The 16,745-nt window shown below is 67.7% G+C and carries 13 protein-coding genes; 4 read left to right on the top strand and 9 right to left on the bottom strand.

Annotation, left to right across the window (positions count from 1 at the left end):
- Nucleotides 1-31: 31 nt before the first annotated feature.
- The 6 genes from EDC82_RS10285 to EDC82_RS10260 form a co-directional block, all read right to left on the bottom strand.
- On the bottom strand, nucleotides 32-1,300 hold the full coding sequence (locus tag EDC82_RS10285; RefSeq protein ID WP_131941395.1) for a glycosyltransferase: 1,269 nt from the start codon (nucleotides 1,298-1,300) through the stop codon (nucleotides 32-34).
- On the bottom strand, nucleotides 1,293-2,222 hold the full coding sequence (locus EDC82_RS10280; RefSeq protein ID WP_040014460.1) for a glycosyltransferase family 2 protein: 930 nt from the start codon (nucleotides 2,220-2,222) through the stop codon (nucleotides 1,293-1,295). Before EDC82_RS10280 ends, EDC82_RS10285 begins: the two co-directional genes overlap by 8 nt.
- The gene (locus tag EDC82_RS10275) at nucleotides 2,219-3,262 is read right to left on the bottom strand and encodes a glycosyltransferase family 4 protein (RefSeq protein ID WP_338137510.1); all 1,044 of its coding nucleotides are present in this window, start codon (nucleotides 3,260-3,262) and stop codon (nucleotides 2,219-2,221) included. Before EDC82_RS10275 ends, EDC82_RS10280 begins: the two co-directional genes overlap by 4 nt.
- Complete coding sequence (locus EDC82_RS14565; RefSeq protein WP_160126224.1) at nucleotides 3,250-5,277, bottom strand: glycosyltransferase; 2,028 nt, start codon at nucleotides 5,275-5,277, stop codon at nucleotides 3,250-3,252. The genes EDC82_RS10275 and EDC82_RS14565 overlap by 13 nt, the downstream gene beginning before the upstream one ends.
- On the bottom strand, nucleotides 5,274-7,556 hold the full coding sequence (locus EDC82_RS10265) for an N-acetylneuraminate synthase family protein (RefSeq protein WP_131941387.1): 2,283 nt from the start codon (nucleotides 7,554-7,556) through the stop codon (nucleotides 5,274-5,276). Before EDC82_RS10265 ends, EDC82_RS14565 begins: the two co-directional genes overlap by 4 nt.
- Before the next feature lie 178 nt (nucleotides 7,557-7,734).
- Nucleotides 7,735-8,427, bottom strand: a complete 693-nt coding sequence (locus EDC82_RS10260) for a cytidylyltransferase domain-containing protein (protein ID WP_040014461.1) — start codon at nucleotides 8,425-8,427, stop codon at nucleotides 7,735-7,737.
- Nucleotides 8,428-8,509: 82 nt separating this feature from the next.
- Between EDC82_RS10260 and EDC82_RS10255 the strand changes: the two genes are divergently transcribed.
- Nucleotides 8,510-9,454, top strand: a complete 945-nt coding sequence (locus EDC82_RS10255) for a glycosyltransferase family 2 protein (protein ID WP_074046107.1) — start codon at nucleotides 8,510-8,512, stop codon at nucleotides 9,452-9,454.
- A gap of 13 nt (nucleotides 9,455-9,467) precedes the next feature.
- On the opposite strand, the gene EDC82_RS10250 is transcribed toward EDC82_RS10255, so the two are convergent.
- On the bottom strand, nucleotides 9,468-10,493 hold the full coding sequence (locus tag EDC82_RS10250) for a hypothetical protein (protein WP_131941385.1): 1,026 nt from the start codon (nucleotides 10,491-10,493) through the stop codon (nucleotides 9,468-9,470).
- A 90-nt stretch (nucleotides 10,494-10,583) separates the two neighbouring features.
- On the opposite strand from EDC82_RS10250, the gene EDC82_RS10245 reads away from it, so the two are divergent.
- Both EDC82_RS10245 and EDC82_RS10240 read left to right on the top strand, forming a co-directional pair.
- Nucleotides 10,584-11,624, top strand: coding sequence for a hypothetical protein (locus tag EDC82_RS10245; protein WP_038569042.1), 1,041 nt, complete (start codon nucleotides 10,584-10,586; stop codon nucleotides 11,622-11,624).
- A gap of 2 nt (nucleotides 11,625-11,626) precedes the next feature.
- Nucleotides 11,627-12,814, top strand: a complete 1,188-nt coding sequence (locus EDC82_RS10240) for a glycosyltransferase (protein ID WP_131941382.1) — start codon at nucleotides 11,627-11,629, stop codon at nucleotides 12,812-12,814.
- A 6-nt stretch (nucleotides 12,815-12,820) separates the two neighbouring features.
- On the opposite strand, the gene EDC82_RS10235 is transcribed toward EDC82_RS10240, so the two are convergent.
- Both EDC82_RS10235 and EDC82_RS10230 read right to left on the bottom strand, forming a co-directional pair.
- Nucleotides 12,821-14,497: a polysaccharide biosynthesis tyrosine autokinase gene (locus tag EDC82_RS10235; protein ID WP_006944462.1), complete on the bottom strand. Its 1,677-nt coding sequence runs from the start codon at nucleotides 14,495-14,497 to the stop codon at nucleotides 12,821-12,823.
- 146 nt (nucleotides 14,498-14,643) lie between these two features.
- Nucleotides 14,644-15,447, bottom strand: a complete 804-nt coding sequence (locus EDC82_RS10230) for a DeoR/GlpR family DNA-binding transcription regulator (RefSeq protein ID WP_131941380.1) — start codon at nucleotides 15,445-15,447, stop codon at nucleotides 14,644-14,646.
- 245 nt (nucleotides 15,448-15,692) lie between these two features.
- Between EDC82_RS10230 and trpS the strand changes: the two genes are divergently transcribed.
- The gene (trpS, locus tag EDC82_RS10225) at nucleotides 15,693-16,736 is read left to right on the top strand and encodes a tryptophan--tRNA ligase (RefSeq protein ID WP_131941377.1); all 1,044 of its coding nucleotides are present in this window, start codon (nucleotides 15,693-15,695) and stop codon (nucleotides 16,734-16,736) included.
- Nucleotides 16,737-16,745 lie beyond the last annotated feature (9 nt).

The raw sequence follows: 16,745 nt of genomic DNA, 5'->3' as shown, positions 1-16,745 counted from the left end.
TCAAGGACCGGAAACTGTGACACCGCCCCGCTCAGGCTTCGCGGCGGGGCGAGGGAACACCGGGGGACGCGCACGGGTGCGTTGATTCGGGACGGGCCTGCGCCGTGGAGGACTCTTCAGAGGGGGCTGGTGGGTCCATGGGAAATAGGGTGTCGAATAGTGCGAGCCAGCGTGCTGCGATGGTCGACGCATCGTACGACCGGGAGCGAGTCAGCGCGCGGTCAGCCCGGCGAGCCCGTTCTTCATCGTTGGTCATGGCGGCTCTGAGCGCCTCGACGTAGGCAGTTTCGTCGCTGGCAGGGACGAGGTACCCAGCCCCGTCCTCCAGCTGCGACCGCACACCCTCAGAGCAATCGAACGCGATCGAAGGGATCCCTGAGCACGCCGCCTCCAAGATCGTCATGCCGAAGCCTTCGAGGCTTGACGTCAGGAGATTCAACGACGCGTCTGACAGCGCGGTGGCTGAATCGTCGACGACACCGGCCAACTCGATCCGCGTATGCATGCCAGAGTGCTCGATCTCGTCGGCAACCTGGGGGCGCTCGACCCCGTCGCCGTAGATGGCCAACGACCACCCATCCGCCTCGGGCACGGTGATCGCCGCGGCGAAGAGACGCACCATGAGAGGGGTCTGCTTTTCGTGCGACAAGCGTGCCAATGCCACCGCTCTCTTCGTCGATTGCGTGGAGAGAGTGCGGCCCTCTGGTGCCGGGTTGGGGATTGCGACGCACGGCACGTCGAGCAGCGAGCCGAAGGAGGCTGCGTCCTCATCGGAGAGCGCGACGAAGGCATCACAGTCAGCGAAGTGTTTCGGAAGAGCCTCCCGGAGCCATGGCTCGTCGTCGAGACTTGCGAACGACGAATGGTGCTGCCCGACGAACAGTGGGCCGGTCGGGGATCGCTCAAAACCGGACTCGTCGACCATCATCTTGCCGAGGACGTGGGTGTAGATGACGACGCTGTTGGCGGGCAACGTGGCCATGGTGCGTCGCAGAGCAGAGAGTCGGCGCCACCGGTCCCATCGCTTGAACAGGGCAAGAGGGGCAGCGCGCAAGGGGCCGTATGAGATGGAGACGGGGTATCGATGCAAGTCCTCACGCTCCAGAACGGTGACGACGTCGTCTGCACCCGTCGGCGATGCGCCCTCCTGGTTCTTGGAACCCGGGTAGATCGATACGACGTCGACCGTGATCCCGCGCTGTCGGAATGCAGTCATGAGGTTCTCCACGACAGTGGCTCCGCCACTGGTGTCGGGAAACCGCGGGACGACGAAACGGATGTGTGAGACCGATTCAGACATGGTGGCTTGTCTCTTCCCCGGAGACGAACCCGGCCCGGGCCGCACTCTCGACGATGAGCGCGATCGCCTTGCGAGCGGCCGGTCGCGGCAGCAGGGGGAGCATTCGATCGATGGTCGAGGCCAGATGTTCGGTGCGGTCGTACGTGAGCATGCGTCCTAGGCCCGACACGGCCGTGTTCCACACGGTCGCGGGGGACGAGTGGGGCGAGGATGAGGAGCCTCGACCGTGGATGTGTTCGAATCGTCGGCGGCCCTGCCCCGACCGAAAAGCTCGGCGCGCCCGTGCCGTCGTCGTCACGGCAGCCATGTGGTGTCGCACTTCCGCTCCGGGTACGAGGAGCAGCGGTATCCCGTGGCGGCGGAGGCGATATCCGAGGTCGAGGTCCTCCCAGCCGTACCCCACATAGCGTGGATCGAATCCGCCCACTTCTTCGAAGATCTCCCGCCGGACGGATGTATTTCCTCCCCAGAGCCGCCAACGATCCTCTGGTGCGGTCCCGTATGCATCCTGTCGGCCCCGCTCGTCAGCGACAGTACCGTAGGCGCGCATGTAGGCATTGTTCGGTGCGATGTTCAGTGGTAAGCCGATCACCCCGCACACACCCCGCCGATGAGGTTCGACATGAGCCGCGATATGGGTTGGGGAGGGTTCGAAATCATCATCCGCCCGGATCAGGACGTCGCCGTCAGCGGCGGCAAAACCCGCGTTCAGTGCTGCTACACGGCCCCTGTTCTCTGGAAAGACGAGGACCTGCACCGGGAGATGCGAGTAGCGCTCGACCACCGATGCTGAGCCGTCGATGTCACCATCGAGCACGATGACGGCCTCCCACGACTCGTAAGTCTGTCGGCTCAGTGCATCGAGGAGCCGAGGTAGGCGCTCTGCTCCTCCGCGGGACGGAACGATGACAGATGCTTTCATGATTTGCCGTCGCCTTTCCTGAGGATGTCAATCAGCAATTGGTGCAGACGCTCCCGGCCCCCTTCCGGTGAATACTTCACGTGCCACCTCTGTTGAGCGCGGTCCACGACGTCCTCAGTGGGTTCACTCAGAGCGTCTTCGATGACGGCGGCGAGAGAGCCGGCATCGTCGCGTGCTGCGACAAACGGATAGCCCGGTCCCGCAACCTCCGGCAGCGCCCCGGCATCGCTCACGACGAACGGGCAGCGCGCGGCCATGGCTTCGGCCACGACAAGTCCGAAGGGCTCGTCCCACACCGAGGGGAAGACGGCCAGATCAACAGACTCGAAGAACTCGGCGCGCTCCATCCACCCCTTTCGGACCGCAGTCGCGCCCAGCGCAGCGATAGCCGCGTCAACGCGCGTGGCGTCGGCCTCGCTCACGAACCGTGATTCGCCGGCGAGCAGGAGCGTCGGGTTGCGATGACCCTCGCGAAGCGTCGCGACTGCCCTGCAAAGGATCGGTACGCCTTTGTCGCTCGAGAGGCGCCCGAGGTATCCAATGACCGGGGACTTCAGATCTCGGCGGACCGAACTGTCCCTGGTGCTGGGCGGCTCATCCACCCAGTTCTCCAACACCCGGGTGCGGGGAATTCTGCGGCCCATGAACTCGGAGGGGACCAGGGTCACCATGGAGCCGACTCGTGCGATCGTCATCAGGACACGTTGGACTCCGTGGGGCTCCTGGTGAAGATGAACGATGCGGCGTCTGTGACCGGCCGTGGCCACGGCGGGCCGCAGCCCGTTGCACCACAGGATGCCCGTGCGCTCACGGGCATCCCACCGTCGGAGACCGCGCATGTACCCGGCTGTCGAGTCCCCGGGGAGGGCGACGGTGCTGAACCCCAGAGCAGCGGCTTCACGGGCGACCTCACAAGGCTGCTCCGGCGCGATGATTGTGACCTCATGACCCAGGCTCCGGGCCGCCTGCGCGATCGCCAAGAGCATGACCTCCCCGCCGCCGACCGCACCTTGGTTGGCGCAGAGATTCAGATGGAGCACGGTTCCTCCGGCGGCCGATACCAGGGAGCGCGCACGGCGATCTGCCCGGCCAGATTGCCGGTGATCCAGCCTGTTCGGCCTGCGAGGGCAAAACGCTCTTCCGCGCTGAGCCCAGGCGCCTTGGCCCAGGCCAGCGGCAGCTTCGCCGTCTCCGTGACCGCCCACCGGAACGACATGCCGCGCACCGGGCGGCCCAGCAGCTGACTGCGGCGCCACAGACCCAGTTGGGCGCGGCTGTAGCGATACCCCTGCGTCATCGCGTCATAGGTGCCGGCGCGAAGTCGGTAGTGAACCGTGGCGTCGGGGTCCACGACGATCGTGCGGCCCGATTCCAACAACCGCCAGGAGAAGTCGACGTCTTCGCTGCCGCCCAGCATGGCTTCGTTCATGCCGCCGAGCTCGAGGTAGGTGCTCCGGCGGATCCCGATGTTGGAGCCGAAGACGAACACCTCGTAGCCCAGATAGGAGAACGGGCCCTGCTCGTACGGATGCGGCACCTGGTCGAGCCCATCAGCGACCGCCTTGGCACGGCACACGAACTCCGAATTGATGACGTCGAGACGCATCATGCCGGTGGCGAGGACGTCGGTCTGAGACACCACCCGATGCAGCGTCGCCACCCACCGCTCGCCCACGACGTCGTCCGCATCGGACATCGCGATGACGTCACCGCGCGCGGCCTTCACCCCCACGTTGCGAGCGTGGCACTGGCCCTGAACGTCATTGGCCGACACCACGCGGATGTCGAGCGCGCCGCGGTAGCGTTCCACGATCCGCGCCAGCTTCGCAGAGCCTTCGTTGTCGGCGACGACGACCTCGAAGGGCGGCGCGTCCACCTGCGCGACGAGGGCGTCGAGCTGCTCGCCGAGCGTGGCGTGATTCTTGTAGTACGCGGTGACGACGCTCACCGCCGGCTTGGCAGCGCGCACCGGCGTGGCCAGCTCACGGCCGAGATCAGCGGGGGCGAGTCCTAGTTCTGCATACACGTCGAGGACGGCGTCGACCATCTCGCTCACGGTCGGGATGTCATCGGGTAGGTGCGGGCGCTTCGACACGTCGAGACCCTGCTCGATCACAGCATCCGCCATGGCCGACTCGTCGCTCAAGGGTGCGAGGCATCGAGGTGGCAGGATCTCTGGGTTGCCCCCGATGTCGCTGGCCACCACACCGAGACCGGAGTTCACCGCGTCAAGCAGGGTGTACGAGAGATTGTCGGCCCTCGACGGCTGGACGAGAACGTCGTGCGACGCGAGCGCTTCGCGAGCATCGACGAACCCAGCGAAATTGGCGGCGTCGTCGACTCCGAGCTCACGCGCCACGGCACGTAGCCGATCGGCCTCAGAGCCCGTGCCCGCGATCGTCAGCGTGGCCCCTGGCTGCTGGGCGCGCACCTGACGGAAGATGCGCAGCGTTGCATCGATGTTCTTCTCAGCATCGAGTCGGGCCAGGGAGAGCAACCGCAACCCGGGGGAGCGAGGAGGCGCCGTCGTCCGATCCACACCGTTCTTGATGACGGTGATCGGCGCGCCCGGACGCCAGTACCTCTCCATGTCGCGCTTCGTGGACTCACTGACGGCGATGAGCCGCGCGACGCGACGCGTCCGGGCGTGGTGCGCGGACTGCCGCGACCACGCCTTCGCCTTGCTCGAGTGGAAGACTCTCGGGTCCTCGGGGATGTGATGTTCGGTGGAGACGAGGGTGACAGGAAGACCGACAGCCGCCATCGTGGCGAGGAAGTCCGCTTTCGCGAGGTGCGAGTGCACGATGTGCGGGTCCAACCGCTTGATGATTCCGCGCAGATCCGCCACAGCCCTGTGGACGGGTTGGTCGACATCGAGGGTGTGAACGGGGATGTCGAGGCCACGGAGCTCATCCAGCAGGGGGCCTTCGGGTGCCGCGACGACGAGTCGCCATCCGGGCAGACCGTGGCGCGCGACATCCAGGATGTGTCGCGCCACGCCTGCAAGATTGGAGACGGGGGAGACCCACAGGGCGACGGGGGCAGGGGTGTTCACAGCCAGGCCTCCAACCGATCCAGGGCGGTCCAGAAGCCCTCGCCATTGTTGACGTGGCCCTGCCAGATCTCCGGGATGAACGGGACGCCGGGGGCGAGACGGTCCAACTGCGCTGCCGTGGCGGGCCAGTCGATCTCGCCGTCGCCGATCTGCGGGCCCTCGCCGTCGACACCCTCGGCGTCGACGACGTGCAGGTGATCGCTGAGCGGCGCGAGCTTCTCGACGTACTCGCTGAACGGCTTCTTCGTGAAGTTCGCCGCGAGCTTCGAGTGCGACAGGTCGAACGTCAGGCGGCGGCCGAACTGCTCGCAGAACCACACCGTGTCGTCGACGTCCATGAACAGGTTGTGGTGCTGCTGGCCGCCCATGAGCCACGGGTACGGCGGCAGGGTCTGCGCGGTCAGGCGCACGTCGGTGTCGTCGACGCGTTCGAGAGCCTTTGCGATGCGCTCGTACTTGACGGTGCGCTGTGCGGGCGTGTCGAAGGCGTCCATCGTGAAGCCGCCCATCGTGCAGATGACGATCGGGGGTTCGCCGTTGCCGTCGAACCAGCGACCGAGATCGCGCGTGATCTCGACGACCTTCTGCACCTCGTGGATCGAACGCTCCCACGTCGCCTCGTCGTCGCTCGCGAGGTTGATGATGAAGTCGCCTGCATACAGGTCGGGGCAGTGGACGGTGTGGAACATGCCGTCGAACTTCGCGTTGCCGAACGCGTCCGCGATCTGCTCGGGGCTCATCTCCACGTCCTTGTAGGACAGGTGGAACTCGAGGAAATCGGGGTTCGTCAGCGTCTCGCCGACGCCGAGCAGCTTGCGCGCGTCGTGGTAGCGCACCGGCAGCCCCCAGGGACGCTCGAACTCGTACGCGCGCCCGTGCGCGACGGCGTCCGTCAGGTCGGTGGCGTAGAAGAAATCGCCCGACTCGATGGTGCGACGCATCGTGCGCCCGACGAGCGCCCCGAGCCGGTTCGGCTGCAGCCCCCGGCCCGGCGACTTGACCGCCACGTCCGCGCGCGTCAGCTTCTCGCCGACCGCGATGTCACGCGTCGCGACGAGCGATTTCGCGAGGTTGGCGCGGTTCATCAACTCGCCGGTGGAAACGGCGCGCGACTCGCCGTTGCCGAGCGCCGACTCGACCTCGCGGATCTTCGTCACCATCTCCGCGAACTCCTCGGGCAGCAACGACACCTGATGGTCGTTGCCCTCGAGCGTCTTGTCGATGGTGAAGTGCTTCTCGACGACGTGCGCGCCGCGCGCCACCGCGGCGATCGGCACGTGATAGCCACGCTCGTGGCCCGAGTAGCCGACCGGGCACTCGCCGAGCTCGGCGAGTCGATCCATGTACTTGAGGTTGATGTCCTTGAACGGCGCCGGGTACGTCGACTGCACCTGCAGCAGGACGAACTCACCGCCCGCCTGACGCATGACGTCGACGCTCGCGACGATCTCGTCCTCCGTCGACATGCCCGTCGAGACGAGCATCGGCAGGTGCTCGGCCGCGCAGGCGCGCAGGAGGTCGTGGTTCGTCATGTCGGCGCTCGCGATCTTGAGCGCGGGCACCCCGTAGTCGGCGAGGACCCTGAGCGACGCTTCGTCCCACGGCGTGCAGAACGCGTCGATGTCGACGCTCTTGCAGTAGTCGAGGATCTCGATCATCTGCTCGTTCGTGAAGGAGTACTTGGCGAGCAGGTTCATCGTGTACTGCGCGCCGAGATCCTCGCCGGCGCTGGAGGCGAAGTCGCCCTGACGGTACAGGCCCGTCAGATCGCGCAGCTGGAACTTGACGGCGTCCGCACCGGACTTCTTGGCGAGGTCGACGAGCTGCTTCGCGAGCTCCATGTCCCCCTGGTGGTTGTTGCCGATCTCGGCGATGACGAGGCAGCGGTTGCCCTCACCGATCGCGTGGCGCCCAATGCGGATCTCGCTGCCGAGCGCGTTGCGCGCAACCGCACGCACGTGGCCGTGCTCGTCGACGAGTGGGATGACGCGCACGCCGTCGCGGAACGCCTGCGAGATCGTCTGCGTCTCGGTGCCGTGCGCGAGTTTCACCGGCGACGTGTGAGCCGCAGCCATGACGGTGGCGTTCAGGTCGGCGCTCGGGTGCGCCGTCACCCACCGGCGGAAATCGCCGTCGGACAGTGCGCCCTGCAGGATGCCGTGTGCGTCGACGCAGAAGACGATGCCGGTCTTGTTGTCACTGATCTTGTTGAGCGCTGCGAGGATCGTGTCGTCGCTGAACACCACGTAGGGAGCGATCTCCCGGGCGATGGTGGTCATGAATCTCCTGAACTCGTTCGGCGCATGCGCCGCGGTGTCGCGGCCGTCGTGCTGCGGTCTGCACACCCCCGTGCGGACCGGGACAGGCCATGGCAACCAACCCGATGCGCCTAATCATAACCGTCTCGACGCCGCCTCGCCGGGGTCCGGACCGCCGATCATTACCGCGCGGTATCGCTCACGCGTCGCGTTCGCTCATCCGGCGCCACAGGCTCTCGGCGAGGGTGAAGTCGTGCTCGGCGTCGATGTCGATGCCCTCGAGCGGATCCATGACGAACAACTCGATCGAGCCGCCGAGACGATTGTGGTGGCGCTCGTAGATCTCGGTGCGGGTGAGGTACAGCGACCCCGTCTCGCGATAGCGCAGCTGCTCGGGAAGCAGATCCTGACGGCGGGGGCGCGCCTCGTACGGGTAGAGGGCCTCGACGTGCGGCACGCGTCGCCACATGAAGATCTCGGCCGGCACGACGCCCACCATCGAGTCGGCGCCCGTGACGGCGAACTCGTCGAGGCAGCGCGCGAGGGTGCCGGGCAGCCGCAGGGGAGAGGTGGCCTGCAGGAACATCACCTGATCCGGCCGGCCGACCTCGGCGGTGATGACCTCGATGGCGTGCTCGATGACGGGCTCCGACGCCGTCGTGTCACCCGCCAACTCGTCGGGACGCTCGATGACCTGCGCGCCGGCGCCACGGGCGACGTCGGCGATCTCGGCGTCCTCGGTCGAGACGTAGGGGGTCAGCCCGCGCGTCGCGAGGACCTGCTCGATCGTCCAGACGATGAGGGGCTTGCCCTCGAGCAGCTTGAGGTTTTTGCGGGGGATGCCCTTCGACCCGCCGCGTGCGGGGATGATGGCGGGCGTCGCGTTCGACATGACGTCCAGCCTAGGTGAGTCGATATGATCGCCCAAAGGGGTGCCGCGGCCGCAGGTCGACGGGGGAGGACGGGGGAGTTCCATGATCGACATCAGTGTGATCATTCCGTGCTACGACGCTAACGCCACGCTCGGGCTGCAGCTCGAGGCGCTGTCGCGTCAGCTCGATCCGCCGATCTTCGAGGTACTCGTCGTCGACAACCGTTCGTCGACGCCACCGGACGAGGTCGTCGAGCAGTTCACCGACCGCATCGCGAATCTGCGCGTCGTGCGGGCGACGGAGGCCCAGGGCATCTCGGTGGCCAGGAACGTCGGGGTGCGCGAGGCCGCCGCCGAACTGGCCGTCCTGTGCGACGCCGACGACGCCGCCGGTCCGACGTTCGTGCGCGCGGCGTACGAGGGGCTGACGCAGGCCGACTTCGTCACGGGCGCCGTGACGATGATCGACGCGGCCGAGTTCACCGAGGGCCTCGATCATGTCTGGGAGGTGCTCGGACCGGGCGCCGATCCATACGGGGCACTCGACTTCTCCGCGGTGGACCTCAACCCCGGCTACCCGATCATGATGGGCGGGGCCTGCGCCTTCAGCAAGGACGCCGTGCGGGCCCTCGACGGCTGGGATCAAGCCTTTTTCCCGGGTGTGGAGGACAACGACTTCGCGCTACGTCTCGTCGCGGCCGGCTACACCCTCGGCAAGAGCTGGGGGATGACCCTGGCCGAGCGGCGACGTGCCACGACCAGCGCCGCGTTCCGGCGGGCCTACGACGCCGGTCTCATGCACATGAAACTCTGCTCCGCGCACGACCTGTGGGCGACCTCGCCGCATCTGCATGCGCCGCGCTGGTACGTGGACATGGCGAAGCTCCCCGGCGCGGCCGCCCGCATGGCGCTGCGTCCCGCCGAGCAACGCGACCTGATCGGACTCGCGGCACGCGCCGGACTCCGAGCCGGCCAGGCGCGGGGATTCGTGCGCTACAAGGTGCGCCGCGAACCCATCGAGCGCCGCACGGGCATCGGGCTGACCTGACCGCCTGCCTTCATCAGTTCGCGTCCGGGAGGGTCGACACCAGCCAGAACACCTCGTGATCCGGCAGGTTCGCCGCCTCGAGCAGACGCCCGCGCTGATCGAGAACCGGCAGCTGCGAGGCGTAGTGACGCAGGTGGGCGTGCTTGCGCTCGACGTCGACGGGCACGGTGACGCGGGTCGCGCCCACGCCACTCGAACGCTCGAGCCGCGCCACCTCGTCGTCGCCGCGCGCGTGCCACAGGTAGGGCAGATCCTCGAACAGCACGAGCTGCACACCCGGGTGGCGGGCCGCGACACGCAACGTCAGATCGCGCAGCGCCAGGTGATCAGGGTTCGCTGCGAGACCGTCCTCACCCATCGTGCGGCGCCGCCGACGCAGATGCTCCTCGTGCAGGAGCCGCTGCGCCGCAGACCGCACACCGCCCTTGACGCTCGCCAGGAGGCCGGCAGAGCCGGGTACGGCAGAGGGGGCTTCAGCCGGCTCGCCCGCGGGCGCCTCGCGCTCGCGGAGCGGTTCGTCGTTCGACGGCGTCGCCGACAAGGCCGCGCCGCGCCGCGCCGCGACGGCGTTCTTGACGCGCTTCGCCGCGTCGAGGGCGGGCTGCCACACGGGCGGCGGCATGTGCAGCCCCGCACAGGCGGGGGTGATGACGACGCCGTCGGGATGCGCCGTCATCCACGCGTCGATCTCGGCCTCGATGCCGGGCAGTGCGGCGCGGTGCTGCTCACGCGTCGCATAGGCGCCTTCGAGAGCGTCGAGGTGACGGGTCCGGGCCGGCGTCCCGGCGAAGGCGCGTGCGTCCTCGTCCTTGCGAGCGGCGATCGTCGCGTCCGAATCCGCGAACCCGCAGCCGAGGTCCCAGGACGTCGTCTGTGGCGGGCGCGGCGCACCCGTGAAGACCGTCCACACCTCGCACGGGTGATCGAGCACCACCGACGAGGCGCTGAGCATGGCATCGTCCATGTGCGGCGACAGGACCAGCACGTCGCGTTCCGCGATCAGGGCGGCCAGGGAGTCAGGTGCGGACGAATCGTTCACGTGGCCATCCTCTCGCATCGCCCACGCACGCCATGGGGGTGAGGTACGCCAGAATGGCCCTGATCCGTTCGGACGACGAGGGGGAGCAGGATGACGAAGACCGTGCCGGGTCTGATGCCCGACCTGGCCGCATGGCAGCAGTGGGCTGATCGCCGGCGGCGGGGTGTCGAGGCGGTCCGTCGCGCCAAGGGCCGGTTCCGGCCGGTGGCGGAGCCTCGTGCCTGGCTGTGGCTGCCGCGCAACGCCGCCACCACCCTCGTCGTCATCGACAAGGGGACGCCGAGCTGCCGGGTGGCGATCGTCGAGCCGCTGCGCCACCTGGATCTCGCTCGAACGGCGGTGCTCGCCCCACGCGACCTCGACATCGATCCGCTCGAGGGTCTCGGCGGCGCGTGGGAAGCGCGGCCCTATGACGGACCGGCCGACCTGCCGGCCACGATCGGCTCCGTGCTCACACTTGGGGCCTACCTCCACTGGAGCGAGGGTGCCGTGCGCTGGGCGCAAGCACGCGACGTCACCGTGCATCTCGTCCAGCACGGTCTGCTCACCCCTTGGTCGCCGCCCGCCCCGGCCGGAGCGCATGTGCTCGCCTGGTGCGACAGTGACGCCGAATACTGGACGCGCGGACGACCCGACGTCACGGCCCAGGTCGTCGGATCTCAGATGTTGTGGGCAGCATCCCACGAAGGCCGGCCACGGATCACGACAGATCGACCCGTCATGCTCGGGCAGCTGCACGGAACGGAGCTGACGCGGCGTGAGACGCTGACGACCTATCTCCATGCGTGCGCCCAGGGCGAGATGCTCTATCGACCGCACCCGAACGAGAAGGACGCCGTCTCGCGAACCCTTCACGCAGTCATGCGGCGGCGAGGCGTCGAGTTCGCGTCGACCAGCACCGCCTTGACCGAGCTCACGCAGCCCGTCGTCTCCATCTTCTCGACAGGCACACTCGAAGCCGCGATGCGGGGCTTGCCCGCCTGGGTCACGGCCACCGATCCACCCCCATGGGTGCGCGACTTCTGGCGCCGCTACGGCCTCGCCGAGTGGGGCGGCGAACCGACCCCGCCTTGGCGCACGCCCGACGAAGAACCCGCCGCCACGCTTGCGCGCGCGATCCGAGGAGCCTGACGATGACCGACGCGCCACCGAACGATGTCGTGCCGCAGGAGTCCGCGGCAGGCCCGGGTCCCGCCCAGCTGTATCAGTTGGCGACCGAGGCGAGCCGCCCCCGCGTCGCCATCGCACATGACTACCTCACGCAACGCGGAGGGGCCGAACGCGTGGTCCTGGCCATTAGCCGCGCGTTCCCCGACGCGCCGATCCACACGACGCTCTACAACCCGTCGACCACGTTCCCGGAGTTCGCCGACAAGAACATCGTCGTCTCCCCCCTCAACCGAATCGGGGTGCTGCGCCGATACCACCGGCTCGCCCTGCCCCTGCTCCCATGGGCCTCGAACCGCATGACGATCGACGCCGACGTGGTCCTGGCATCGTCGAGCGGGTGGGCTCACGGATTTCCCACGACGGGCCACAAGATCGTCTACTGTCACTCGCCCGCCCGATGGCTCTACGCCGCAGACGAGTATCTCGGCGCGGGCGGCCGCCGCAGCGTCAAGGGCGCGGCTCTCGAGGTGCTCAAGCGACCGTTGCTGGCGTGGGACGTGAAGGCTGCCGCCACGGCGGACGCCTACGTCGCCAACGCCAACGTCATCGCCACACGGATCAAGCGAGCGTACGGCTACGACGTCGCCGTCCTCCCGCCGCCGTTCGGCGTGGACGAGACAGGTCGTCGAGCCCCCATCGCCGCCGTTGCGTACTGGGGTCAGACACCGTACTTCCTCGTGGTGTCACGCCTCATGCCGTACAAGAACGTCGACGCCGTCATCGAAGCGATGCGTGGGCGCTCCGAGCGCTTGCTCGTGGTAGGCGCAGGGCCGATGGCTGAGCCTCTGCGGGCGAGCCGCCCCGACAACGTCGAGATCGTCTCCGACATCAGCGACGACGAGCTGCGCTGGGCCTACGCCCATGCTGCAGCCCTCGTCGCGGCGTCCTACGAGGACTTCGGCCTCACACCTCTCGAGGGCAATGCCTTCGGCAAACCCGTCGTCGCGTTGCGCGCCGGGGGGTACCTCGACACCGTCGTAGAGGGAGTCAACGGCGTGTTCATCGAACGGCCCGCTCCCGCCGACATCAACCGAGGAATGGACGCCGTGCGCTCCCAGCCGTGGGACCCGGACGCCATTCGTGCCCATGCCGAAGCGTTCGGCGAGCACAACTTCATCCGGAGGTTGACGGAGCTGGTCGAAGAGCGCTGAGCCGGCTCAGGCGTCGTCGTTCGCGCGGAACCGACGAGCACGGCGGCTCGGAGGCGCACCGTCGGAGTCTGACGTCGCAGGTGTGGCCTGGCGGGGGGCGCGCTCAACGTTCGCAGAGGCGCTCGGCGCCTGCGACGACTCTCCCCGCATCGGGTCGTGCCTCGTCGTGTCGAGAGGGACCCCGGCGTTGCCTCGGTCCACCTGGGGGCCCGCTGCGGGCGTCGATTCGGGTGCGTGAAGAGTGATGTCGGCGAGCTCGTGCGCCGGGGTCAGTGCGGACGCCTCGTCCGACTCGTCCGTGTGTCCGTATCCGTACCCGTAGCCGTATCCATAACCGGCTGTGGCGTAGTTGCCGGCGCCGTAGCCGTAGACCGTGGAACCCATGGATCGCGGCGGGGTCATGTTCAGGATCGAGCCGAAGTAGTGGGCTCCCACCTGATCCAGGATCTTGGTGCACAGAGCGATCTGCTCCTTGTGCGTGGTGCCGTGGTGGTAGACGACGGCCGCACCGCTGGCCGCCACCGACAGCAGACCGGCGTCCGTGACCGGGAGCAGTGGTGGCGCGTCGAGCACCACGAAGTACTCCTCCTCCAGGGCATCAATGACGGCACTCATCCGGCGCGAGCCCAGAAGTTCTGAGGGGTTCGGCGGGATGCGTCCGGACGTGATGATCGACAAGTTCTTGTGGTCGCCGGGCTGGATCGCCTGACGTAGCGAGGCCTGGCCCGTCAACACCTCCGTGAGACCCACGGCGTTGTCCACGTCGAATGTCTCGTGGATCACGGGGCGGCGGAGGTCGGTGTCCACGAGGACGACGTGCTGGCCGGCGGCAGCCAGCACGCGCGCCAGGTTGGACGCGACCGTGGACTTTCCCTCGCTCTGGACGGCCGAGGTGATCACGAGGGATCGGGGTGGCTGCTCAGCCGAGACATACCGCAGATTCGTCCGCAGCATTCGGAAGGCCTCAGACGTGCTGCCGAGCGCCCCCAGGCCTCCCCGACTCTTGGTCTGCAGGTTCTTGGCCTTCGGAATGACTCCCAGGGTGCCCACGCCGGTGACCTTCTCCAGGTCGCTGGTGTGACGAATGCGCGAGTCGAGCTGCTTGCGCAGCACGACCAGGACCGTCCCCGCGACCAGGCCCAGAAAGGCGCCGATGAGAAGGTTGACGGGCCACTTGGGTGACGTCTGCGACGCCGGCAGGCCCGCTCGTGAGAGGGGATAGGCGTCGTACACCGTCGACTTGGCGCCATTGAGGGTCTCGATGTGCTTGATCTCCTGCGAGAGAGCCGCGGGTGCCAGGTTGGCTGCTTGCTGCGCCTTGGCGGCTGAACTCGAGGATGCGGTCAGCGACAGATTCGAGGTGCCCTCAGATCCAGCGCCTGCGAGCACGAAGTCACCAGGCGAGAGGGCCCCCTTGGACAGTGCGACGACGCGGTCGGCGACACCCGATCCTGAGGCCAGCTGGGCGTACGCACCGGAACGCTGGTTGGCCAGTTGCTGGTTGACCATGGCGGCACTCGCATCATTGGAGGCGCCGGCCATGATCTGGGCCGTCGAGGTGGCCTGATACTCGACTGGCCTGGTCAGGGTGTAGCCAGCGGCTACGACGATGCCGAGCAACATGCTGAGCAGCAGCAGTTTGAGGTTCGTCCGAATGATACGAACCAGGTCCAGAATGGTCACGGGTGCTCCTGTCGTCGCCCACGTTGTGCCCCCGTGGCGACGTATCACTGGTGAGAAGGGTCGGGGTCAGTCTAGGACGGCCGTCTGAATGCGGGTGCTTCAAGGCCCGGTTGCGTGTCTCACGTTTGCGCTCGAGGGGGTGGGGGTCACCCGTCGGCCTGATCGCCTGGGGTGTCATCACGCTTGGCCACGATGAGCTGGCCGACCTTGTCGCTCACGAGGCGTCGTGCCTCGACGTCGAGCTGAGCGTCGGTGACGAGCACGTCGACGCGTTCGAGGGGAGCGATGGTCGACAGCCCGACGACGCCCCACTTCGTGTGGTCGGCGACGACGATGACCTTGCGAGCGGCAGCGATGAGAAGACGGTTCGTCTCGGCCTCGAGCAGGTTCGGCGTCGTGAGGCCCGCGTCGAGGTCGATGCCGTGGATCCCGAGGATGAGCGTGTCGACGTGGACGTCGGCCAGCATGCGGTTCGCGACCGGTCCGGCGAGGGCATCGGACGGCGTGCGGACGCCGCCGGTCAGCACGATGTTCTGATCCTCACGCACCGGGTCGTAGAGCAGCTCCGCGACGCGGGGGGAGTTCGTCACGACCGTCAGCCGCTTGACGGGCCGCAGTTCGACGGCGACGGCGTAGGCCGTCGTCCCCGCGCTGACCGCGATCGTCTGGCCGTTGCCGATGAGGCTCGCGGCAGTACGGGCGATCTCCGACTTCTGCACGGGGTTCATCGCCGACTTCACCCAGAAGCCAGGCTCGTCGATGGGGTGATCCCCGACGGCCGTCGCGCCGCCGTGCACCTTGAGTACGAGACCCTTGCCGGCGAGGAACTCGATGTCACGACGGATCGTCATGTCGGAGACACCGAGCCGTTCGACGAGGTCGCTGACGCGCACCCCACCGTCGTCCTCGATGCCGCGCAGGATCGCTTCCTGACGCTGACGTGCGAGCATCCACCCTCCCGATGGTCCGGGGCGCAGCGCGCCCCGCTCGTGCTCGACCGCGGCTCGGAGCGATCGGTCGATTCAACAGAAACCAACATAGACGCAAGTGCGAACCTGTGCGTCGATGCCCGCCCCTCAGGCGGGCGTGAGCCCGCGCCTCAGCCGGCCGGCGTCACCCTTCGAGCCGCCGCGGTGGAGGGCTGGTCGATGATCCGAACGCGCGCGGACGCGTCGGCGGTGTCAGAATGGGGCGCATGTCCGACAACACCTCACCCCTCGTCGCGGGCCAGACCCGCCCGCACATCCTGTCCGGAATGCAGCCGACGTCCGACTCGCTGCATCTCGGCAACTACCTCGGTGCGCAGATCAACTGGGTGAGGATGCAGGAGGGGTTCACGCCGTACTTCTGCGTCGTCGACCTGCACGCGCTCACCGTCAGCCCCGACCCGGCGCTGCTGCGTGAACGCTCCTACGCGACGGCTGCGCAATACCTCGCGGGCGGCGTCGACCCGGCGCGCTCCGCCGTCTTCGTCCAGAGCCACGTGCGCGAGCACACCGAACTGGCGTGGGTGCTCAACTGCATCACCGGCTTCGGTGAGGCGGGGCGCATGACGCAGTTCAAGGACAAGGCCGGCAAACGCGGCAACGACAACACGAGCGTCGGGCTGTTCACCTACCCGATCCTCATGGCCGCGGACATCCTGCTCTATGACGCGCAGTACGTGCCGGTGGGGGAGGACCAGCGTCAGCACCTCGAGCTGACCCGCAACCTCGCGCAGCGCTTCAACTCCCGTTTCGGCGAGACGTTCGTCGTGCCCGAGCCGTACATCCCGGAGGGCACGGCGAGGGTGATGTCGCTGCAGGATCCGACGAAGAAGATGAGCAAGTCGGACGAGAACGCGAACGCCTCGATCAACATGCTCGACGAGACGAAGAAGAACACGAAGAAGATCAAGTCGGCCGTCACCGACCTCGACAACTTCGTGGCGTTCGACGTCGAGAACAAGCCGGGCATCGCGAACCTGCTGCGCATCCACTCGGCCATCTCGGGCGAGTCGATCGAAACCCTCGTCGAACGTTTCGCCGGGGAGAACCGGTACGGCGCGCTCAAGACCGAGGTGGCCGAGGTGGTCGCCTCCGTCCAGGGCCCCTTCCGTGAGCGCTACCTCGAATTCATGGCTGACCGCGGCGAGCTCGACCGCATCCTCGCCGACGGTGCGGCCCGCGCGCGCGAGATCGCCGCGCCGACGCTCGCCCGCGCCTACGACGCCGTCGGCCTGGTGCCGGTGACGCGCTGAGCGGGACGG

Origin of the sequence: Dermacoccus sp. SAI-028, assembly GCF_004346775.1 — a bacterium.
Taxonomy (GTDB): Bacteria; Actinomycetota; Actinomycetes; order Actinomycetales; family Dermatophilaceae; genus Dermacoccus; species Dermacoccus nishinomiyaensis.
Note: the sequence above shows the minus strand (reverse complement) of the source record. Positions and strands in the feature narration are given on the sequence as shown.